The 19,185-nt window shown below is 67.6% G+C and carries 23 protein-coding genes; 11 read left to right on the top strand and 12 right to left on the bottom strand.

Features of this window, described 5'->3' with window-relative positions; genetic code table 11:
* Positions 1-37 precede the first annotated feature (37 nt).
* Entirely contained in the window at positions 38-1,234 is a 1,197-nt protein-coding gene (locus LBN7_RS16025; protein WP_116636956.1) for an ROK family transcriptional regulator, read from the top strand.
* Between the two features lie 28 nt (positions 1,235-1,262).
* On the opposite strand, the gene LBN7_RS16020 is transcribed toward LBN7_RS16025, so the two are convergent.
* Both LBN7_RS16020 and LBN7_RS16015 read right to left on the bottom strand, forming a co-directional pair.
* Positions 1,263-2,393, bottom strand: coding sequence for a Gfo/Idh/MocA family protein (locus LBN7_RS16020; protein ID WP_407360206.1), 1,131 nt, complete (start codon positions 2,391-2,393; stop codon positions 1,263-1,265).
* A complete protein-coding gene (locus LBN7_RS16015; RefSeq protein WP_407360205.1) occupies positions 2,393-3,199 on the bottom strand; it encodes a sugar phosphate isomerase/epimerase family protein in 807 nt (268 codons plus the stop codon). Before LBN7_RS16015 ends, LBN7_RS16020 begins: the two co-directional genes overlap by 1 nt.
* A 106-nt stretch (positions 3,200-3,305) precedes the next feature.
* Here LBN7_RS16015 and LBN7_RS16010 point away from each other — a divergent pair, with 106 nt between their 5' ends.
* The 3 genes from LBN7_RS16010 to LBN7_RS16000 are packed head-to-tail and all read left to right on the top strand — an operon-like array spanning position 3,306 to position 5,556.
* Positions 3,306-3,911 carry a TetR/AcrR family transcriptional regulator gene (locus tag LBN7_RS16010; RefSeq protein ID WP_407360204.1) on the top strand — a complete coding sequence of 202 codons (606 nt, stop codon included), beginning with the start codon at positions 3,306-3,308 and terminating at the stop codon, positions 3,909-3,911.
* A 38-nt stretch (positions 3,912-3,949) separates the two neighbouring features.
* Entirely contained in the window at positions 3,950-4,585 is a 636-nt protein-coding gene (locus LBN7_RS16005) for a DUF4166 domain-containing protein (RefSeq protein WP_407360203.1), read from the top strand.
* The gene (locus LBN7_RS16000) at positions 4,582-5,556 is read left to right on the top strand and encodes an epimerase (protein ID WP_407360202.1); all 975 of its coding nucleotides are present in this window, start codon (positions 4,582-4,584) and stop codon (positions 5,554-5,556) included. Before LBN7_RS16005 ends, LBN7_RS16000 begins: the two co-directional genes overlap by 4 nt.
* Before the next feature lie 3 nt (positions 5,557-5,559).
* Here the strand turns inward: LBN7_RS16000 and LBN7_RS15995 are convergent, their stop codons facing one another.
* The 3 genes from LBN7_RS15995 to LBN7_RS15985 are packed head-to-tail and all read right to left on the bottom strand — an operon-like array spanning position 5,560 to position 7,131.
* The gene (locus LBN7_RS15995; RefSeq protein WP_116636962.1) at positions 5,560-5,943 is read right to left on the bottom strand and encodes a PLDc N-terminal domain-containing protein; all 384 of its coding nucleotides are present in this window, start codon (positions 5,941-5,943) and stop codon (positions 5,560-5,562) included.
* Between the two features lie 38 nt (positions 5,944-5,981).
* Positions 5,982-6,911, bottom strand: coding sequence for an aldo/keto reductase family oxidoreductase (locus tag LBN7_RS15990; RefSeq protein ID WP_407360201.1), 930 nt, complete (start codon positions 6,909-6,911; stop codon positions 5,982-5,984).
* Positions 6,912-6,921: 10 nt separating this feature from the next.
* A complete protein-coding gene (locus tag LBN7_RS15985) occupies positions 6,922-7,131 on the bottom strand; it encodes an XRE family transcriptional regulator (RefSeq protein WP_407360200.1) in 210 nt (69 codons plus the stop codon).
* Between the two features lie 184 nt (positions 7,132-7,315).
* Here LBN7_RS15985 and LBN7_RS15980 point away from each other — a divergent pair, with 184 nt between their 5' ends.
* The 3 genes from LBN7_RS15980 to LBN7_RS15970 are packed head-to-tail and all read left to right on the top strand — an operon-like array spanning position 7,316 to position 8,747.
* Positions 7,316-7,690: an XRE family transcriptional regulator gene (locus LBN7_RS15980; RefSeq protein WP_243409025.1), complete on the top strand. Its 375-nt coding sequence runs from the start codon at positions 7,316-7,318 to the stop codon at positions 7,688-7,690.
* Positions 7,691-7,698: 8 nt separating this feature from the next.
* Positions 7,699-8,136, top strand: a complete 438-nt coding sequence (locus LBN7_RS15975) for an ImmA/IrrE family metallo-endopeptidase (protein WP_407360199.1) — start codon at positions 7,699-7,701, stop codon at positions 8,134-8,136.
* An 8-nt stretch (positions 8,137-8,144) separates the two neighbouring features.
* Positions 8,145-8,747: a GNAT family N-acetyltransferase gene (locus LBN7_RS15970; protein WP_407360198.1), complete on the top strand. Its 603-nt coding sequence runs from the start codon at positions 8,145-8,147 to the stop codon at positions 8,745-8,747.
* A gap of 12 nt (positions 8,748-8,759) precedes the next feature.
* Here LBN7_RS15970 and LBN7_RS15965 read toward each other — a convergent pair whose 3' ends face one another.
* The gene (locus LBN7_RS15965; RefSeq protein WP_116636965.1) at positions 8,760-8,966 is read right to left on the bottom strand and encodes a hypothetical protein; all 207 of its coding nucleotides are present in this window, start codon (positions 8,964-8,966) and stop codon (positions 8,760-8,762) included.
* 94 nt (positions 8,967-9,060) lie between these two features.
* Here LBN7_RS15965 and LBN7_RS15960 point away from each other — a divergent pair, with 94 nt between their 5' ends.
* Positions 9,061-9,672 carry a flavodoxin family protein gene (locus LBN7_RS15960; RefSeq protein WP_407360197.1) on the top strand — a complete coding sequence of 204 codons (612 nt, stop codon included), beginning with the start codon at positions 9,061-9,063 and terminating at the stop codon, positions 9,670-9,672.
* 23 nt (positions 9,673-9,695) lie between these two features.
* Here the strand turns inward: LBN7_RS15960 and LBN7_RS15955 are convergent, their stop codons facing one another.
* The 3 genes from LBN7_RS15955 to LBN7_RS15945 all read right to left on the bottom strand — a co-directional run bounded on the left by LBN7_RS15955 (position 9,696) and on the right by LBN7_RS15945 (position 13,185).
* The gene (locus LBN7_RS15955) at positions 9,696-10,703 is read right to left on the bottom strand and encodes a hypothetical protein (RefSeq protein WP_407360196.1); all 1,008 of its coding nucleotides are present in this window, start codon (positions 10,701-10,703) and stop codon (positions 9,696-9,698) included.
* Between the two features lie 649 nt (positions 10,704-11,352).
* The gene (locus tag LBN7_RS15950) at positions 11,353-11,922 is read right to left on the bottom strand and encodes a TetR/AcrR family transcriptional regulator (protein WP_341944943.1); all 570 of its coding nucleotides are present in this window, start codon (positions 11,920-11,922) and stop codon (positions 11,353-11,355) included.
* Positions 11,923-12,195: 273 nt separating this feature from the next.
* Entirely contained in the window at positions 12,196-13,185 is a 990-nt protein-coding gene (locus tag LBN7_RS15945; protein WP_341944942.1) for an aldo/keto reductase, read from the bottom strand.
* 89 nt (positions 13,186-13,274) lie between these two features.
* Between LBN7_RS15945 and LBN7_RS15940 the strand changes: the two genes are divergently transcribed.
* Positions 13,275-14,096, top strand: a complete 822-nt coding sequence (locus LBN7_RS15940; protein ID WP_341944941.1) for an SDR family NAD(P)-dependent oxidoreductase — start codon at positions 13,275-13,277, stop codon at positions 14,094-14,096.
* A 37-nt stretch (positions 14,097-14,133) separates the two neighbouring features.
* On the opposite strand, the gene LBN7_RS15935 is transcribed toward LBN7_RS15940, so the two are convergent.
* The gene (locus tag LBN7_RS15935; RefSeq protein WP_407360195.1) at positions 14,134-14,766 is read right to left on the bottom strand and encodes a TetR/AcrR family transcriptional regulator; all 633 of its coding nucleotides are present in this window, start codon (positions 14,764-14,766) and stop codon (positions 14,134-14,136) included.
* Positions 14,766-15,953: an FAD-binding domain gene (locus tag LBN7_RS15930; protein ID WP_407360194.1), complete on the bottom strand. Its 1,188-nt coding sequence runs from the start codon at positions 15,951-15,953 to the stop codon at positions 14,766-14,768. Before LBN7_RS15930 ends, LBN7_RS15935 begins: the two co-directional genes overlap by 1 nt.
* A 342-nt stretch (positions 15,954-16,295) precedes the next feature.
* Here LBN7_RS15930 and LBN7_RS15925 point away from each other — a divergent pair, with 342 nt between their 5' ends.
* Positions 16,296-16,733, top strand: coding sequence for an organic hydroperoxide resistance protein (locus tag LBN7_RS15925; RefSeq protein WP_341944938.1), 438 nt, complete (start codon positions 16,296-16,298; stop codon positions 16,731-16,733).
* Positions 16,734-17,571: 838 nt separating this feature from the next.
* Here the strand turns inward: LBN7_RS15925 and LBN7_RS15920 are convergent.
* Entirely contained in the window at positions 17,572-18,504 is a 933-nt protein-coding gene (locus LBN7_RS15920) for an aldo/keto reductase family oxidoreductase (RefSeq protein WP_407360193.1), read from the bottom strand.
* Positions 18,505-18,605: 101 nt separating this feature from the next.
* On the opposite strand from LBN7_RS15920, the gene LBN7_RS15915 reads away from it, so the two are divergent.
* Positions 18,606-19,175, top strand: coding sequence for a TetR/AcrR family transcriptional regulator (locus LBN7_RS15915; protein WP_407360192.1), 570 nt, complete (start codon positions 18,606-18,608; stop codon positions 19,173-19,175).
* Positions 19,176-19,185 lie beyond the last annotated feature (10 nt).

The raw sequence follows: 19,185 nt of genomic DNA, 5'->3' as shown, positions 1-19,185 counted from the left end.
TCGCCCGAGTGGCGAAAGCCTGTGGTTTACTGACGCAATGGTTGACGTTCTGCGCCCCGTCCCCGCGACGAATCCGGGCACCGGCGAGATCTTCCAGATCCTCCGCGACGGGCACGCGCGCACCAAGGCCGAGCTCGCCGCTCTCACCGGCCTCGCCCGCTCGACGGTGGCGCTGCGCGTGGACGCCCTCCTCGCCGCCGATCTGCTGCGCCCGGCGGGCGAGGCGGCGTCGACCGGCGGGCGACCGCCTGCCCGTGTCGCGTTCAACCCGCGAGCCGGGCTCGTGCTCGCCGTGGACCTCGGCGCGACGCACGCGACAGTGGCGGTGGCCGACCTCGCGGGCGTGATCCTCGACGCACGCACGCGCACGATCGATATCGGCGACGGGCCCGAGACGCTCCTCGACACGATCATCACCGACGGCACCGCCCTGCTGGAGCTGCCGTCGGCCGCAGGTCTCCCCCTGCTCGGCGTCGGCATCGGCGTGCCCGGACCGGTGGAGCACTCCACGGGCCGGCCGACCAATCCGCCGATCATGCCGGGGTGGGACCGCTTCGACGTTCCGGGATACGTGCAGCAGACCTTCGACGTGCCGGTGCTCGTCGACAACGACGTCAACATCCTCGCCCTCGGCGAGCAGGCCACGAGCTGGCCGCAGGTCGACGACCTCATCTTCGTCAAGGTGTCGACGGGGATCGGGGCGGGCATCATCGCGGGCGGGCAGCTGCAGCGCGGCGCGCAGGGTTCTGCCGGAGACATGGGGCATGTCCAGGTGCCGACCGGTGCCGGATCCACGCGTGAGCCGGGCGACGAACGCGATCTGGAGGCCCTCGCCAGCGGGTCGGCCCTGGCCGTCGCGCTCCGCGACGACGGGCACGACGTGCAGAGCGCGTCCGACGTCGTCGACCTCGTGCGCACGGGCAACGCCGCCGCGATCGAGGCCACCCGTCAGGCCGGACGCGACGTCGGCGAGGTCCTCGCCACGGTCGTCAATCTGCTCAACCCGTCGATCATCGTGCTCGGCGGCAGCATCGCCCGGGCCGGTGAGCATCTGCTCGCGGGCGTGCGCGAGATCGTCTACCGGCGCTCGATCCCGCTGGCGACGCAGCATCTGGCGATCGTGCAGTCCCAGGCCGGCGATCGCGCCGCCGTGCTCGGCGCCGCGATCATGGTCGCCCGCGAGGTGCTCTCACCCGCGAACGTCGACGCCTACGTGGTGGCGAAGACGCGCTGAGCGCGCCTCCGCCACCCCGTGCCTGCGCTCAGAGCGTGGCGGCGAAGGGGTCGAAGTCCGCGTCGAGCGCGCCGACCTGGTCGAGCGAGCTCTCGACGGCGACGAAGCGGCGGCTCTCCGCGGCCTCCTCGATCGACAGCAGCGTATCGAGCACGTGGTAGCCGAACTCCCCCGTCGCGACATGCGGACGACCGGCGGCGATCGAGCGCGCCATGTCGAGCAGCCCGACGCCGCGACCGGCGAGCGCGCCCTCCTGCACGACGTCGACGACCTCCTGCTCGACCGGCTGCTGCCCGAGCCGGAGCGGGCGGGTGATCGAGATCGCTCCGCCGAACGTGTTCGGGTCGGGGATCACGAGCGTGCCCTCGGTGCCGGTGATCTCGACGATCCCCTGACGGATCGCGGGCGAGTCCGTGCTGTAGATGCTCTGCCCCTGACCGCCCTGTTCGAACTCCATGAGCACGCTCAGCGTCGACGGGATCTCGACGGGGAACTCCTGGCCCGCCAGCTCGCCGACCTGCACGCGCCTGGTCGCCGTCCCCTGCAGCCCGAGCGCCGCCACCGAGGCGACGGGACCGAACACGTGCACGAGCGTGGAGACGTAGTACGGCCCCATGTCGAGCAGCGGTCCCGCCCCCTTCGCATAGAGGAACGCCGGGTTCGGGTGGAAGATCTCCGGGCCCTGCCACTGGAAGGTCGTCTGACCGAACAGCGGGCGCCCGATGTCGCCGCGAGCGATCGCGCGCTTCGCCGTCTGCACTCCGGGCCCGAGCACGGTGTCCGGCGCGACGCCCACCCGGAGGCCCGCGGCCTCCGCCTTCTCGAGCAGTCGACGGGATTCCTCGCGGCTCACGCCGATGGGCTTCTCGGTCCAGACGTGCTTGCCGGCGGCGATGATCGCCTCGGACACCTCCACGTGCACCGCGGGGATCGTGAGGTTCACGACGATGTCGATCTCCGGGTCGTCGAGCACGACGTCGACGCCGCCGGCGCGCGGCACCCCGTACTTCTCCGCCTGTGCTTTCGCACGCTCCTCGATCACGTCCGCGACCGCGAGGACGCGCACGTCGGGGAAGGTGGTGAGCTGGGTCAGATACTGGTCGCTGATGTTCCCCGCGCCGATGAGGCCGACGCCGACGGGACCGGTGCCGCCCGCCATCAGCCCGCGACCTTCTCGTCGAGGTAGACGCGGCTGCGCTCGATCGCGTCGAAGAGGTCGCCGTCGTAGTGATCGAACTCGACGATCGCGAGTTCGAGGGCGGATGCCGCGGCGATCGCCTCGACGAGCGGCACGGCGCCTTCGCCCGCGGGCACCTGGTCGGCCGGCGGGTAGGCATTCGCGAGGGCAGGGTCGAGCGTGCCGTCCTTGGCGTGCACCGCGATCACGCGGCTGCCCAGACGCTCGAGGAGGGCGACGGGATCGACGCCGCCGCGGGCGACCCAGTAGAGGTCGACCTCGAGCACGACGCGCTCGTCGAGCAGTCCCGCCAGCACCTCGAGGCCGGTGACGCCGTCGAACACGGCCTCCAGCTCGTGCGCGTGGTTGTGGTAGCCCACGCGCACGCCGACCGCGGCTCCGACGGCGGCAGCCTCGTTGAGCAGGTGCGCGGTCTCCTCGATCTGCTCGATCGAGGTCCAGCGGGCCGGCTCGGTGTACGGGTCGATGACCGTCGTCATGCCGAGCACCTTCGCCGCGGCGAAGACCTCGGCGGGCGACGGCACCGGAACGGTGGTCCCGCTGCCGTCCGGATTGACGAACGACTGCGAGGCGAGGAAGGCGTGGCCGGACGGCGCGGTGAGCCCCGCTGCCGTGAGCGCGTCGGCCAGCGGCGCGGCGCGGCGCACGAAGTCGTACGGCTCGACGGCGGCGAAGCCGCGCGCGGCGACCGCGGCGAGCGAGCCCTCGAGGTCGGCGTCCAGCTGCTCCTTGATCGTGAACAGCTGGAGGGAGGTCTGAATCGTCATCGGTCTTGCTCCTTCGGTCATCGGTGACGGCGGGTGCGCGACCCGACGTCAGCACGCTATCACCAAATACCTCCACGCGGAAGTTTTCATTCGCTAGACTCCGATCATGCCCGACGACGATGAGCGCCCTCGCCAGCGCGGCGCCTATGCGAAGGGGATCGCGCGGCGCCAGGAGATCCTCGACCGCGCCATCGAGGTGTTCGCCGAGCGCGGCGCCGACCGCACCAGCCTGCGCGCCATCGCCCGCGAGGTCGGGGTCACGCACGCCGCACTGACGCACTACTTCGGCTCGTTGGAAGAGCTCCTCGTCGCCGTGTACCAAGAGAGCAACGCCCCCGCCCACCGGCACGAGATCGTGCCGGACGACGCGACGCCGGTCGAGCGGATGATCGCGTCCGCGCGCACCAACCGCGAGGTTCCCGGGCTCGTCCAGCTCTACTCGACACTGGTCGCCTCGGCCCTGGAAGACGGTCATCCCGTGGCGCGCGACTTCGCGACGGCACGGTTCGCCGACCTCCGAACGCGCCTCGCCGACGCCGTCAGAGAGCAGCAGGAACGTGGACGCCTTCGCCAGGACGCGGATCCGGATGCCGTCGCCGCCCTCGTCGTGGCAGCATCCGACGGTCTGCAGACCCAGTGGCTGCTCGACGATGCCGCGCCGCAGCACGAGGCTCTGGCCCTCCTCGACCGGCTGCTGCGACCGGCGGGCTGAAGTCCGGCGGCGGCAGGCACGCGGGCTAGGCTCGAAGCGTGACGCCCGTGCCGCAGTCCCCCTACGCGAGAGCACTCGGCGAGCGCCTCGACGACCTGCATCCGCGGCTTCGCACGTACTTCCGGGCGATCCCCGACGGCGCCGTCGGCATCGGCGAGGGCGTCTTCGAACGGGTCGGGACGCCACGACGCTGGCTCTGGCCGATCCTCCGCCTCCTCGAGCGTCGCGGCGTGGTCGCCGCCTGCTGGGAACGCGACATCCCCTTCCGCATCGAGAACCGCACGATCGCATCGCGCGCCATCGGCGAGCGCACGTTCCACCTGGCGCGCGGGCCGTGGGTCATGCACGACGCCGTCGCCCTCACCCGCCATGGCCGCGTGGTCGACGAGCTCGGCGAGCCCGGCCTCATCGCCGCCTGCTTCGACGTGCGCGCCCACGACGGAGCCCTCGAGCTCACGAGCCGCGCGGTCGGGTTCCGCCTCGGACGCCTGCGCGTACGACTCCCCCGATTCCTCTCCCCCGTCGTCCGACTCACCGAGCGGTTCGACGACGCCGTCGACCGCCAGTTCGTGAGCGTGAGCATCGACGCCCCGGTCATCGGCCGCGTGTACGAGTACCGCGGACACTTCCAGTACCGCATCGAGACTGTCGCAGAGAGGGAGAACGCCGGATGAGCGCAGGCAGGGTCGTCGTCGGAGGCTCGACCGGATTCATGGGACGGTACCTGATCCCGCGTCTGCGGTCTGACGATCGCGAGGTCGTCACGATCTCCCGCTCCGGAGCCGACATCCGCTGGGGAGAGCAGGAGGCCATCGATCAGGCGGTCGACGGCGCCTCTCTCGTGATCGGCCTGGCGGGCAAGAGCGTCAACTGCCGCTACACCCCCGAGAACCGCGCCGAGATCTTCCGCTCGCGCCTGGAGACGACCTCGTCGCTGAGCCGCGCCATCGAGAAGGCCTCCGCCCCTCCCGCGCTCTGGGTGAACTCCTCCACTGCCACGATCTATCGGCATGCGGAGGATCGGCCGATGACCGAGTCGGACGGCGAGATCGGCAGCGGATTCTCGGTCGAGGTCGCGAAGGCCTGGGAGCACGCGCTGTTCGCCGCCGACCTCCCCCGCACGCGCCGGATCGCGCTGCGCAGCGCGATCGTCCTCGGCCACGGCGGCGTGCTCGGCCCGATCCGGAACCTCGCCCGGCTGGGACTCGGCGGGGCCCAGCACGACGGCCGCTGGCCGATGAGCCGTGCTCGCCGCGCGGCGGGCACCGCGCACCTCCTCGGTGCGCGCCGAGGGCGTCAACGCTTCAGCTGGGTGCACATCGAAGACGTGGCGCGCATCATCGACTTCCTCGAGGAGACTCCGACACTCGAGGGTCCGATCAACGCCGCTGCGCCCCACCCGGTCGACAACGTCGAGTTCATGGCGACGGTGCGCCGCGTGCTCGGCGCCCCTATCGGAGTGCCGATGCCGCGGTGGATGCTGGAACTCGGGGCCATCGGCATCCGCACCGAGACCGAGCTCGTTCTCAAGAGCCGCTGGGTGCTCCCGGAGAAGCTCACCACCGCAGGGTTCGAGTTCCGTTATCCGATGCTCGAAGACGCCGTCAGGGAATCCCTCGATCGCAAGGTCGCGCCCGCGGCGTAGCTTCTAGGACGCCGCCCCGGCGGCAGGTTCCTCGCCGTCTCGGCGGCGCCGCTCGAGCTCCTCGCGCAGGCGCCATTCCTCGATCTCCCGATCGAGGTCGGCGATCTGCTGCTCGGTCGTGCGAAGGTCCGTCGGCGGTGCCGGGCGGACGTCCACGGGTCCCGCCGGCCGCTCGGACCGCCGCATCCGCGGGAGCGAGATGCCGGACTCGCCGTACTCCCGCCCGATCCCGAACCAGAGCGCGCTGCCGATCAACGGCAGCAGGATCACGATGATGATCCACACCATCTTCGGCAGATGCTTCACCTGCGAGTCGTCGCGCGTGATGATGTCGATCAGCGCGCCGATCATCAGCGCGATGACGAGGATCGAGAACAGGAACGGCATGAGTTCAGGGTAGACGACGCCGGATTCGGCCGCGCGGCCTACGGGAGCAGGTGGCCCGCGGCGCGGAACAGTTCGTACCACTCGGCGCGCGTGAGCTCGACGTCGGCGCCGGCCGCGGCATCGCGCACGCGCTGCGGCGTGGTCGTGCCGAGCACGACCTGCATGTGCGCGGGGTGCCGGGTGATCCACGCGGTCGCGATGGCGATCGGGGTGACGCCGTAGGACGCGGCGAGTCGATCGATCACCGTGTTGAGCTCGACGTACTCCGGGTTGCCGAGGAAGACCCCGGTGAAGAAGCCGCCCTGGAACGGCGACCAGGCCTGGATCGTGATGCCGTTGATGCGGCAGTACTCGACGATGCCCCCGCCGTCGCGGACGACGCTCTGCTCCTCGCCCGCCATGTTCATCGCGATGGGCTGCGCGATGATCGGCGCGTGGGTGATCGACAACTGCAGCTGGTTCGCGATCAGCGGCTGACGCACGGCCGTGCGCAGCAGGTCGATCTGCCTCGGCGTGTGGTTCGACACCCCGAACGCCCGCACCTTGCCGTCGGCCTCGAGCTCATCGAACGCCCGGGCGACCTCGTCGGGCTCCACGAGCGCGTCAGGGCGGTGGAGCAGGAGCACGTCGATCCGGTCGGTGCGCAGGGCGGCGAGCGACCACTCGACCTGAGCGACGATGTGCTCGTAGGAGAAGTCGAACATCCCCTGCTTCGGCACGATGCCGCACTTGGTCTGCAGCACGATCTCGTCGCGCTCGGAGGCGGTGAGCCGCAGAGCGTCGGCGAACCGCGACTCGCAGTGATGCATGCTGCCGCCGTAGATGTCGGCGTGATCGAAGAAGTCGATTCCGGAATCGCGTGCGGCGGCGTAGAGATCGCGGATGTGCGCGTCGTCCTTGTCGTCGATGCGCATCATTCCGGCGACGACGGCGGGGGCGGTGGCGGATCCGAACGGCACTGTCTTCATGTCGGACACGCTACCCGTCGAAGACCCCCGATGCCCGCCGATCGCCCGCATCGGGCGTCGAACCGGGCGAGCTCGGAGCCAGCGACGAGACGGGGACCCTGAGGGCGGTCGCGATGTTCGCCAGGTCGACGACCGTGAGATCGAGGACCGCGGGGTCTGCTCCCGTGGGATCCGTCTGTTGGGAGAGCTTCGCGTGCAGAAGTGCGGGCTCGATTCCCATCTCCGCAGCGAGCCACTCCAACGACAACTCGCGTCGATGCAGGTGTTGCCGAACGGCCTGTGCCACCAAATGACCTGCTTCCGATCCCATATGTCGACACTACAAAGTCATACGCCTCCATTCAACGGTCGCCTGTACCAATATGACGATATTCTGGCTACACGCCGGTGCTATCGTGTGCCGGGTGAAGACACCTGCAGACGACTTCAACGCAGCGGTGGGCAGCCAGCTCCGCGCCGAGATCGCGGCGGCGCGAAGCAGCATCGCCGCCATGGCGCGTGACATCGGCATCGCGCGGAGCGCCCTGGACAACTACGTCACCGGCAAACGATCGATCCCCATCCCCGTCGTCTACCAGGTGTGCGCGGTGGTCGGCCTCGAGCCCCACGTGCTGCTCGACCGTGCCGAGGATCGTCTGCGCGCTGACGACGCCCCCGCCGCGCGCATCAGCGTTCTGCGCCGCCGACCCGATGTCCCAGGCCCGCGCCATGATCAGAGGGAAGTCGCATTCGATTCCGGCCTCCGCCACGGCGCCGACACCGACGATCTCTACGAATAGGGAACCTCATGCATCAGCTCCTCCGCCTCGCAGAGGAGCATGGCCTGCGCATCGTCGAGCGGTCCGGAGCCACCTGCGGCGGTTTCGAGCCGGCATCCGGTACCATCCGGCTCGCCCCCGGCATGACCGCTCGCACGGCAGTCAGCGTGCTCGCGCACGAGCTCGCCCACGCGCTGCTCGGGCACGAGCCGACCAGGTCCGCGACGATTCGCGAGAGGCAGGAGCGGCAGGCCGACGAATGGGCGGCCGCCCGCCTCATCACGCTCCGCGCATACGCGGAGGCCGAGCACCTGCGCGGACCGCACCTGGCGAGCCTCGCGTTCGAGCTCGGGGTGACGGTAGAGATCGTCGTCGCGTATCAGCGCCTTCTCCGGCGAAAGGGAACGGATGCGACGCTCGGGTTCACCGCGGCGGGAGGCGCTGCTCAGCCTGCGTGCGCTGATTGAATATCCTCATGGCTTTCCTCGTCGCCCCCGCCCCCGTCACCCTGACCGGTGAGCTCGTCGAGCTCCGTCCGCTCGATCGCTCTCACGTCGCTGGCCTCGTGGAGGCCGTCGAGGAGGGCGACCTGTGGAAGACCGCCTGGTACACGTCGGTGCCGGCTCCCGACGGCGTCGCCGCCGAGGTCGACCGCCGCATCGGCCTGATCGACACGGGCGAGATGCTGCCGTTCACCGCGTTCGACGCCTCCGGGCGCGTCCTCGGTCTGACCTCGTTCTACGACATCGTCGCCGATGTGCCGCGTCTGCACATCGGATACACCTGGAACCGTCCGTCGGCGCACGGCACGGGCACGAACGCGGAGTCCAAGCTCCTGCTGCTGCGGCACGCCTTCGAGACGCTCGGGGTCTTCCGGGTCGGCCTGACGACGCAGTGGGTGAACTTCCAGTCGCGCGCGGCCATCGAGCGGCTCGGCGCGAAGCAGGACGGCGTGATGCGAGCCATGAGTCGCTACCGCAACGGCGCGCTGCGCGACAGCGTCGAGTTCTCGATCATCGAGCCGGAATGGCCGGCGGTGAAGGCCAACCTCGAGGCGCGACTCGCGCGACGGCGCTGAGCGCGCCGACGATCACTCGGTCGGGCTGCCCGACCAGTTGTCCTTGCGGCGGGTCGCGGAGCCGCGCTGGCGCATCATGAACGCGAGCGACAGGCTCACGATCAGGAGACCGGCGACGAAGACGTAGGCCGCGTACTCCACGGGAAGCGACTGCGCGAGACCCATCAGCCAGATGCCTCCGAGGAAGAGGATCATGAAGAAGATGAAGCTGAGGATCACGGGATCTCCTGTCGTAGCGGCCGCCTTCTAGCGTACCGGACGGGCGGACGAAACCCCCTTGGGTCGGGGCGGAGGGCCGTGGTTCTCTCTCCCCATGAACGCTCCGCTGACGGCTGTCGCCATCTCCTGCACGCTGAAGCCCTCCCCCGGCGATTCGAGCTCGGACCTGCTCGCGTCGCAGATCCTCGCGGCCCTGGCGGGGCACGGTGTCACCGGCGAGGTCATCCGTGCTGTCGACCACGTGATCAGCCCCGGCGTCGAGAAGGACATGGGCGGGAGCGATGCGTGGCCCGGCTTGCGCCGCCAGATCCTCGACGCCGACATCCTGGTCTTCGTCACGCCGACCTGGATGGGGCAGCACTCGAGCGTCGCTCAGCGCGTGCTCGAGAGGCTCGACGCGGAGCTCTCGGAGACCGATGCCCGCGGTCGGCTCACGCTGCTCGACAAGGTCGCCATCGCCGGGATCGTCGGCAACGAAGACGGCGCACACCACATCGCCGCGATCCTCTTCCAGTCGCTGAACGACGTCGGGTACACGATCCCGTCGCAGTCGTCCGTCTACTGGAACGGCGAGGCCATGCAGACCGTCGACTACAAGGATCTGGACGACGTGCCTGAGAAGGTGGCCGCCGCGACGACGACAGCGGCTCGGAATGCGGCGCATCTCGCACGGGTGCTGCGAGAGCGGGAGTATCCGAGCACCTGAGGCCCAGGTCGTCGCACAAGGCTTCACGGACGCGTGAACGTGATCACCTCGCCGCGGCGCGCGCGCTCCACGCTCATCCCCGCGAGCTCCAGGCGACGGAAGACGCGTCGCGGTAGGACGGGGAGTTCGGCCGTGCGACCGGCCGGAGGCTTCGCGAGTCCGGCGACCACCGACAGATCGACGCCGGCCCCGCGCACCTCGATCCGCGCGTAGTCGCTTCGGGTCCGCCACAGCAGGAACTCGAGGTCACGGAACGCGACGACGTGATCCTCATCCCCCACTCGCACGCGGAGCTCGTCGTTGCCGAAGGCGATGACGCAGGCGACCGTTCGCCGCCGCAGCACCGCGGTCAACGCCAGGTACACCGGCAGGGCGATCACGACCCCCACCACGATGATCAGGAGCCGCGGCCCCAGGCGCATGACGATGTCGTCGAAGGCGATCAGCAGCAGCGTGCCGAAGAGTCCGAAGACGATCACGATTCCGACGATCGCGCCCGTGAGGACCTTCATCCGGAGCGGGATGCCGTTGATGCGCACGCTCGACCCGTCGCCGCTCTCCTCGCGCTCCCACTCGACGGTCGTGGGCAGAGGATGTTTCCTCCGGTCGCGTCGCGTCAACGCGTCGGTGACGCGGCTGAGCAGTCCGAGCCAGATCCAGCCCGTCGCCGGGATCGCGGCGATCTGCAGCACGACCGCGACGGCGCGCACCGACTCCGGGAGGGACGCGAGCAGCTCGCTCCCGAACTCGACCACGAACGTCATGATCGCGCCGAGGACGACGGCGACGCCGATGTGCAGGTACGCACCGTTGCGGGACGGCGTCATGCGCAGGGTCGCGTTCACGAATGCGAAGCCGAAGCACCATCCGCCGACGAGCATCAACAGCATCGGGAAGATGCTCAGGTCATCGCCGGCGATCGTCGCGGCGATCGCACCGAGCAGCAGCAGCGCTCCCCAGAGCATCGGGTTGCGGATGAGCTTGCGCCCCACGGTCGCGCGCACCGCGGCGTCGGTGGTCGGCTCGCTCATCGGAGCCATCCTAGAACGCCCGTCGCCGTGGGCCGGGAACGACCCTTTCCTGCCCGATGCGCGTCACTCTGCGGGGATTCCGCACTCTTTACAGGTGAATCGCGCAACGCTCCCCCGTTCGCGGTTCCCCCACGGTGCCGGTGCACCCTCGCGACAGGATGCGCCGGCACCCGGCACTCCGCGTCGGAGAGGTGGGTGGCACGAGATGGGACCCTGGTGAGCCGCTCTGGGGAGCGGCCCCCAGGGGCCTGTGAGTCATCTTCGTCTTCGCCTCGACGTCGGCGCATCCGGCAGAGGCGACGTGATCGCCATCCGGGCTCCAGACAGCCGGCGTCACGCCCGGCATGTCAGGATCCGAGACGGCGTCGTCGAGAATTCGGTCAAGCTTCTTCACCGTCTCGGCATCGAACGATCCCGATGAGTCGGTCGCAGAACTCTCTGCGGCGGACGTCGCGCACCCGGCGAGCGCGACCATCGAGCCGGTCAGTTCGACGGCGACGAGGGCGAGCGCGGAAAGCGGGCGCGGGTTGCGTGACACATCGAAGCGCCGTCTGTAGGGGACGAGGAACTCCATCGTCGGCAGAGACGGACGCCCGATGCATCGGCCGGCGATACGGAACCGGTGGTGGTGCTCGCTCGGCGGTGAGCGCTACCGGGACGGCGCGTCGAGCTCTTCGGCACCGTTTCGATCAGCCCGGCGAAGACCGTTGAGAGCTGCGCTCGAGATCAGGTCCGCCTCGGCCTCGGTGAGGGGCTTGTGTCCGCTCATGAGGCGATAGATCAGCGGTCCGAACAGCACGTCATCTGCGGTGTCGGCATCGACGGACGGATCTGCGACTCCGAAGGACACCGCTCGCTCCCAGAGTTCGGCGATGAGTCGTCGGCGAATCTCGAGAAAGAACTCTTGAAAGTAAGGCGCTGCCGATGGATCGGTCGCGCATGCGGCCAGTAGCTGCCGAAAGACGTTGCCGTTGTCTGTGGAGTAGAACGCACTGACCCTCCTGACATGAGTGCGGATGTCCTCGAGCGGGTCTGCTGTGCGTGGGATCGGTGTCGCGTGGGCCATCTTCAGGCCGAATGCTTCCGCTGATACAGCGGTCCTGTTCGGCCAGTGTCGATAGATGGTGACTTTGCTCACGCCGGAACGAGCTGAGATGTTGTCGACCGTCGCTGCCGGGAGCCCTCCTTCATCGAGGAGCGCAATCGTGGCGGCGAGCACGGATTCGCGTGAGCGCAGGCTACGCGGCGCGGACGAGCGCTGTTGGATTCGCGATTGGGATCCTGCGTCGGTCGTCTCTGGTTCGGTCGTGTTGTCGTTCAGCGGTTCATCCTCTGTTTGGCGTCATCGTCGACAGAGCCTGACGCGAAGTCACTGTGGGGCGCGTGTCTAGTTAGTCTCTCACTGCAGCCCCGCTGCGGGGATGCCGACCGAGCTGGCTCTGACCTGATCGACCGGTGTCCCCGCGCTCCCCGCTGCGGCGCGGCGTCGTGCCTAGCCGTTGAGCCCCGTCATGTCGGGGTAACGGTCGCCGATGACGGCGCTCGGGACGAAAACGCCGGCAATGGCCGACAGGTCGGCTGCCGTCAGCTCAACGTCGGCCGCACCGAGGTTCTCAGCGAGATACTTGCTCCGCCGAGTGCCTGGGATAGGAACGAGGTCGTCGCGCTGCGCGAGAAGCCATGCCAACGCCACCTGGCCTGCGGTCACGTCATGGGCACGAGCAAGCTCACGGAGCACGTCCACAAGACGCATGTTGGCCTCAAACGCTCCGGGGAGGAAGCGAGGGTTGGCCCGGCGCCAGTCATCTGCGTCCAGTTCCTCTGCCGACGAGATGGTCGCCGTCAGCATCCCCCGCCCGAGGGGAGAGTATGGGACAAGGGACACCCCGAGTTCATCGAGAGTCGGAAGGATCTCGTCTTCCACATCGCGGCTGAACAGGGAGTACTCCGTCTGCACCGCGGTGAGGGGGTGGATCTTATGTGCGCGGCGGATCGTCGCGGGCGCGGCTTCCGAGAGCCCGATGTAGCGGACCTTGCCCTCCTGGACCAGCTCCGACATCGCGCCGACCGTGTCCTCGATAGGCACGTTCGGGTCGACACGGTGCAGGTAGTAGAGGTCGATCACGTCGATACCCAGCCGCTGAAGCGACGCGTCGGCGCGGGCGTGGACGTTCGCGGGAGACCCATCGGTGACCAACCCCGTCTCGGTCTGAGTGTTCGCGAACTTCGTCGCCACCACGACGTCATCACGACGTCCGGCGATGGCCTTTCCGAGCATGATCTCGTTCGTGAAAGGTCCATAGACATCGGCCGTGTCGAGGAACGTCAAGCCCTGATCGATTCCTCCAAGGATCACTCTGATTGCGTCCTGCTCGCTGGAGGGAGCGCCGTACCACTGCGACATCCCCATGAGTCCGATCCCCACAGCCGAGACGGGAAGATCCGTGCCGTTCGCAGCCGTTCCCAGGATTCTCGTTTTCATGCTTTGCTCCGTTCGAAGACACCTACGCTGAGGTGTACGATACGTACTGTACAACACGCGGATGCGTGGTCCGCTCGAAAGGAATCTTCATGTCCCAGGTCTGGTTCATCACTGGCAGTAGCCGCGGGCTCGGCAGAGAGTTCGCAACGGCAGCACTCGAGCGCGGCGACCACGTCGCGGCGACCGCGCGCGACGCCGAAGCCCTCGCCGATCTCGTCGCTCGATTCGGGGATGCTGTCCTTCCACTCTCCCTCGATGTCTCCGATCGGGACTCGGTAGGCTCAGTCGTCGCGCGCGCGCGGGAACACTTCGGCCGGCTGGATGTGGTTGTCAACAATGCCGGCTACGGGCTGTTCGGCGCGGTGGAGGAAGTGACCGAAGAACTTGTACGCGACCAGTTCGAGACGAACGTGTTCGGCGCGCTCTGGGTGACACAGGCCGTGTTGCCGATTCTCCGCGAACAGGGGTCCGGGCACATCATTCAGGTTTCGAGCGTCGGGGGCGTTCTCGTGGTCCCCTACACAGGCATCTACAACGCCTCCAAGTGGGCGCTCGAGGCGTTCAGCGAGGCACTTCACCACGAGGTCGCACCGTTCGGCGTCTCCGTCACTTTGATAGAGCCAGGCGCATTCGCGACCGAATGGGGCACCAGCTCCAAGGTCATCGCTCCTCAGATGCCCGCGTACGACTCCCTCCGCGTCGCGCGCGCCGCGAGGTCTGCAGCGATGAACGTGGGCGATCCCGGTGCGGCCGGTCAGGCGCTGCTTTCCATCGTCGATGCTCCCAACCCACCGCTTCGCGTGCTCTTCGGCACCGACGCACTCGCCTGGGTCCGCGACACATATCCGAAGCGCTTGGCCGAGTGGGCCGATTGGGAGCACGTGGCAGTGGCCGCCCAAGGAGCACCCTGACCAGCAGGAACTGGACAAGATGTCGCGGTACCGTTCGTCATTGGAGCCGCTGTGCTGGTTGGCCCTCCGCTGGATCCGGTGCGAGCGCGCCTCTCAGCATCCGCATCAGTCTTGGCAACGTGATGGCAAGGTCGGTGTCGGCCGATGTGTGAGTGAGCAGCCACGTATCCATGGCCAGAGTCATTCCCATAGCCATGGACACGAGCAGATCGGTCGGCAGGTCCGCGCGGACAGCACCCGCCGCTTGGCCGGTTTCGATCACCCGGCCCCACCAGGGGGAAGCGACGTGCTCGGCGTCTCGTCTTGCGGCAGCCGAACCGAGGGCGTCGCCGAACAATGAGAGCAGTTCAGGCGAGGACTCGAGTCTCGTCATCATCACGGTGGCATGACGCTCGACGGCGTTCCAGAACACCTCTGCGTCCTGCTCAGCGGAGATCTCGAGGCGATGGCCGTCCAAGAGACGGTCGAGGTGGACGCGGAGCACCTCGCCATAGAGGTCCTGCTTGTCGTCGAAGTAGTAGTACAGCGAGCCCTTCGAGAGGCCCGCATCACGGATGATGCGGTTGAGCGAGGAGCCAACAAGCCCGTGCGCAGAGAACTCGGCGAACGCAGCATCGAGGAACACGGCCTGCTGCTCGGCATCGAGCGCTCGGAACCGTGCATGCGGCATCAGCTCGGCCTCCCACTCGCCTCAGGTAGATCGACCCTATCGTGCAGGCTTCGGCCGATTGCGATGTCCGCAAGCCAGGGCACGCGCATGCTCCGGATCACCCCGTTCCGCAAGGCCAGTTCGAAGCGATTGCGGGGGGCGAACGCGGCGCCCATCCGTGCAGCCGCATCCTGCTTCGACCGCACGAAGGACGACAGTGCGTGCTCGTACTCGATGAGCGCAGCCGTATGGTCGTTGTCGGGATCGTTCAGGGCTTGCGCGAGGACATACCCTTCGATCATCGCCAGCGCGGAGCCTTGCCCCGCGAGCAGCGACGCGCATGCCGCCGCGTCCCCCAGCAGCACGACCCTGCCTCGGCTCCAGTCGGGCATCCGGATCTGACTCACGCGGTCGAAGTAGAACGACCGTGCGTCAGGCATTCGATCGAGAATCTCAGGCACCTCCCAACGCATGTCGGCGAAGTAGTCGCGGAGCAGGTCCTGCTGAGCGGTCAAGTCGCCGAGAGGAGAAGCTGCTTCGTGGCGGAAAGTGAGCGCGACCACCGTCGACCCGTCTCGCTGCGCGAAGCGGAGCACTTGCCTGCCCACCGTCGTCCGCGTCACACCGACCAACTCGTCGCGCGGCTCGTATCCATCGAGAACGAAGACCGCCACCATGATGCCGAGGTAGCGTTCGAAGTCGCTCTCGGATCCGAACACCTGTCGGCGTACGCTCGAGTGGAGACCATCAGCGCCGATGACCAGATCGAAATCCCGCGCGGGGCTGATCGCGAATTGCACCACTACGCGGTCGCCCCGGTCCTCGATCGTGGTGACCGTGTCACCGAACAGTGTCTCGACGCGGCCTTCGAGGCCCGACAGGATGATCGCCGCCAGGTCAGACCTCGCGACGCTGAGGAACCGGCCGCTCGCACTCTTCGCGGCGCGGCGGGGATCCATCCGAGCGATCGTCTGACCCCGGTCGTCCACCTCACGCAGCTCCCGCACTGCATATCCCACTTCCGAGAGTCGCGGAACGATCCCCATGCGTTCCGCCACCTCGAAGCCGGCGCCCCAGAAATCAATGAGGTAGCCGCCTTCGCGCGGTGCGGACGCTCGCTCGACGATCGTCACTTCGTGATTCCCCGACAGTAACCAATGCGCCACGGTTGGACCAGCGACTCCGGCACCGACAATCAAGATCTTCATGACGATCAAATTAGACCACCGGTCGAACTGATGGTCAACTATGCCGAGACGGCACCGAGCCGCCTGGAGACTCGACGATCTCGGCCGCTCCGTGCGCGACCCCATCGACTTCTTTCCAGAGGAGAGTTGCTGACTGTGGTCCAGAAGTCGTCGGTTGCGACGCGCAGCCGCCGAACCGATGCGTGACGCGCCGCTGGAGAGCAGGCGTCGCGACGCGACACGGGGCGGCACAGGAAGGTCGCTATTCGTTCGAACACCGTCGATTGCCGCAGGCCTCGCACCGCTGTCGCGACATAGAATAGTACGGTACGGATCGTACACTTATCCACGAGGAGCACCTTCATGGCCACGATGCCACACCCAATTCGTTACACAGCCGAGGTACACACGACAGGCGGACGGGACGGCGGGACCGCCCGAAGTGACGACGGCGCACTGGATGTTTCGCTCTCATCTCCCCCTGGGCTCGGGGGAAGAGGGGGGTCGGGCACCAATCCCGAACAACTTCTCGCCGCCGGCTACTCGGCATGCTTCATCTCGGCGATGAATCATGTGAGCACTGGTCTCGGAATCAGGGTGCCGGCCGACACCTCGATTGATGCCTCGGTATCGGTCGGGCCGACTCAGGATGGCGCCTTCGGTCTGGCAGTGAGACTGGAGGTGCACCTTCCCGGACTTGCATCAGAGGATGCGCAACGAGTCGTCGACGCTGCTCACTACTCTTGCCCCTACTCGAACGCGCTTCGCGGCAACGCGCCCGTCGAGATCCTGGTCGTGTGACCTAGACGGAGCTGGTCAGCGCACGAAGTGCGTTGACCAGCCCCATCTGACGAAGGGTGCCCCGTCCGGATCGGGGGTTTCGAGATTCGGAAAACCGACAGCATCGGCACGTCCTAGCGGCCTTTCCGTTGGTGGCGCAGGTCAGCGGGTCGCTGTCGAGATGGGTGGACCCCCACGATGTGGGTGCCTTGGCCCTAGCAACAGCGGCCTTCAGCTCTTCGATCGCCGACTCGCAGGGCTCGACCTCGACGACTCGAGCCCGAGGCTGCGTGCCGAAGGCCTAATCCACGACGGCATCCCATCGTGCTTGTGCGCGTCGAAACCCGCGAGGTTGATGTTGACGAAGCATACTTCCGTGTTCTGGTGGATCGGCCCAGGCTTCGCCGACTTGCGTTCTCGCCTCATCGACGCCGCTCCAGAACGTGGCGCGGTAGTAGAAGGTCGATCACGTTTCAGCGGTTGCCGTGCCCTTCGCCATCGTTGCGGAAGCTGATCACAATCGAGGGATAGCCAAAACTCGACCGAGATGTGCAACGTGACTGTGTTTCAACTTCATTCCGCTGGGTCGATGAGCGGCCTCCACCCGACTCGCGGGTCATACATCGATCGCGTCGGACCGACCTCTGCGGCTGCGCCGACCGGCTGGCAGGACCGCGCTGCGAAGGTCTCCGCGCACCAGCTCGACGGCGCGGACGGCGCGGGCCTCGTCTGCCCCGATCAGGTCGGCCGAATGCGGATCAGGACAGAAGAGCTTCCCGCGAGAACTTGGATGACGGCTGCGGACGATCGTCGGCTACGCCAACAGCTTTCCCCTGAAGCTCACGGTCCGGCCGCCGCTTCACGGCAACACGTGGCCGGCGGCGCGGAACAGCTCGTACCACTCCGCCCGGGTGAGAGGGACTCCCGAGCCCTGGGCGGCTGCGGTTACGCGAGACGGTGTGGTCGTGCCGAGCACGACCTGCATCTGCGCCGGATGCCGGGTGATCCAGGCAACGGCAATGGCCTCACCGGGCACATCGTACTTGGCGGCCAAGCGGTCGATGACGGCGTTCAGCTCCGGGTATCGGTCGGATCCAAGGAACGGGCCATCGAAGAAACCTACCTGGAACGGCGACCACGCTTGGATGGTGATGTCATGCAGACGGCAGTAGTCGAGGACGCCCCCATCCCGCATCACCGCCTGGTCGGTCCCCCGCATGTTGGCCGCGACCCCCTGGGCGATCATCGGCGCGTGGGTGATCGACAGTTGCAGCTGATTGATGACGAGCGGTCGGCCGACGTAGCGACGCAGGAGCTCGATCTGTCCGCGAGTGTGGTTCGAGACCCCGAAGGCACGGACCGCGCCGGCGGCGGCGAGTTCGTCGAAGGCGCGAGCCACCTCTTCTGGTTCGACCAGAGCATCGGGCCGGTGCAGAAGGAGAATGTCAAGGTAATCGGTCCCGAGCGCGGTGAGAGAGCGGTGCACCGATTCGATGATGTGCTCGGCGGAGAAATCGAAGTAAGGACCGTCCTTCACAATGCCCGCCTTCGACTGGATGATGACCTGTTCGCGGTCCCTGGCGGTGAGCTGCAGGGCCTCGGCGAACCGTCGCTCGCAACCGTGCGGGACGCTGCCGTAGATGGCGGCGTGGTCGAAGAACGCGATGCCCGCGTCACGAGCGGTGCGCACCAGCGTCCGGACTTCCTCGTCCATATGGTCTTGGATGCGCATCAGCCCCAGGATGACGTCAGGGACTACGAGTTCGGTTCCGGGCAGGATGAAAGTGTTCATGAGTTCTCCTTGAGAGGTCGGCGGTCGGAACGCACTCACGCGACAGCTGGGGTGACGTGCAAGGGCCACGAAAGTCTGCGGCCTGGCCTATCATTGGCCGGGTGACGGCGCGTAGATCGTATGCGAAGGGCATCGCGAAACGGGAGGAGGTCCTCCGTGCGGGGCTCGCCGTCTTCGCCGAGAACGGCTACCAGAAGACCTCGATTCGCGAGCTGGCCGAAGCGGCGAATCTGAGCCAGGCCGGCCTGCTCCACTACTTCGGGTCGAAGGAGGAGCTGCTCGTCGCGATCCTGGACCGCCGTGAGCAGGAGAACCATCAGAAAGGCACCGACAGCGACGACCTCGATCTCTTCTTCGACGTCGTCCGCCGTAATGTCGCCGTTCCCGGCCTCGCACAGCTTTTCGCTGTGATGTCGACGTGCGCGATTGAGGCATCCCATCCGGCGCATGAGTTCTTCCTCGACCGCAACGAGCGTCTCCGGCAACGACTCGGCGACACGATATTGGCGCGTCAACGGGCCGGCGAGATCACCTCCGCCCTGGACGCGGCGCGCATCGCGACTCTGCTCATCGCGACCGCCGACGGCCTGCAGGTGCAGTGGCTGATCGACCCGGAAGTGGAGATGAGCGCGGTGCTCGACGATCTGTGGACACTGATCCGCACGACTTGAGCCCGACCCG

This window comes from Microbacterium sp. LBN7 (assembly GCF_045690345.1).
Lineage (GTDB): Bacteria > Actinomycetota > Actinomycetes > Actinomycetales > Microbacteriaceae > Microbacterium.
Note: the sequence above shows the minus strand (reverse complement) of the source record. Positions and strands in the feature narration are given on the sequence as shown.

Coding starts and splice junctions, on each gene's coding strand:
- LBN7_RS15955 (WP_407360196.1), bottom strand. CDS start 10,703: ATGAGCGAGCCGACCACCGACGCCGCGGTGCGCGCGACCGTGGGGCGC.
- LBN7_RS15930 (WP_407360194.1), bottom strand. CDS start 15,953: ATGAAGATCTTGATTGTCGGTGCCGGAGTCGCTGGTCCAACCGTGGCG.
- LBN7_RS15960 (WP_407360197.1), top strand. CDS start 9,061: ATGAACGCTCCGCTGACGGCTGTCGCCATCTCCTGCACGCTGAAGCCC.
- LBN7_RS15940 (WP_341944941.1), top strand. CDS start 13,275: ATGTCCCAGGTCTGGTTCATCACTGGCAGTAGCCGCGGGCTCGGCAGA.
- LBN7_RS15920 (WP_407360193.1), bottom strand. CDS start 18,504: ATGAACACTTTCATCCTGCCCGGAACCGAACTCGTAGTCCCTGACGTC.
- LBN7_RS15990 (WP_407360201.1), bottom strand. CDS start 6,911: ATGAAGACAGTGCCGTTCGGATCCGCCACCGCCCCCGCCGTCGTCGCC.
- LBN7_RS15995 (WP_116636962.1), bottom strand. CDS start 5,943: ATGCCGTTCCTGTTCTCGATCCTCGTCATCGCGCTGATGATCGGCGCG.
- LBN7_RS15945 (WP_341944942.1), bottom strand. CDS start 13,185: ATGAAAACGAGAATCCTGGGAACGGCTGCGAACGGCACGGATCTTCCC.
- LBN7_RS16010 (WP_407360204.1), top strand. CDS start 3,306: ATGCCCGACGACGATGAGCGCCCTCGCCAGCGCGGCGCCTATGCGAAG.
- LBN7_RS15970 (WP_407360198.1), top strand. CDS start 8,145: ATGGCTTTCCTCGTCGCCCCCGCCCCCGTCACCCTGACCGGTGAGCTC.
- LBN7_RS16020 (WP_407360206.1), bottom strand. CDS start 2,393: ATGGCGGGCGGCACCGGTCCCGTCGGCGTCGGCCTCATCGGCGCGGGG.
- LBN7_RS16025 (WP_116636956.1), top strand. CDS start 38: ATGGTTGACGTTCTGCGCCCCGTCCCCGCGACGAATCCGGGCACCGGC.
- LBN7_RS15985 (WP_407360200.1), bottom strand. CDS start 7,131: ATGGGAATCGAGCCCGCACTTCTGCACGCGAAGCTCTCCCAACAGACG.
- LBN7_RS16000 (WP_407360202.1), top strand. CDS start 4,582: ATGAGCGCAGGCAGGGTCGTCGTCGGAGGCTCGACCGGATTCATGGGA.
- LBN7_RS16015 (WP_407360205.1), bottom strand. CDS start 3,199: ATGACGATTCAGACCTCCCTCCAGCTGTTCACGATCAAGGAGCAGCTG.
- LBN7_RS15935 (WP_407360195.1), bottom strand. CDS start 14,766: ATGCCGCATGCACGGTTCCGAGCGCTCGATGCCGAGCAGCAGGCCGTG.
- LBN7_RS15975 (WP_407360199.1), top strand. CDS start 7,699: ATGCATCAGCTCCTCCGCCTCGCAGAGGAGCATGGCCTGCGCATCGTC.
- LBN7_RS15925 (WP_341944938.1), top strand. CDS start 16,296: ATGGCCACGATGCCACACCCAATTCGTTACACAGCCGAGGTACACACG.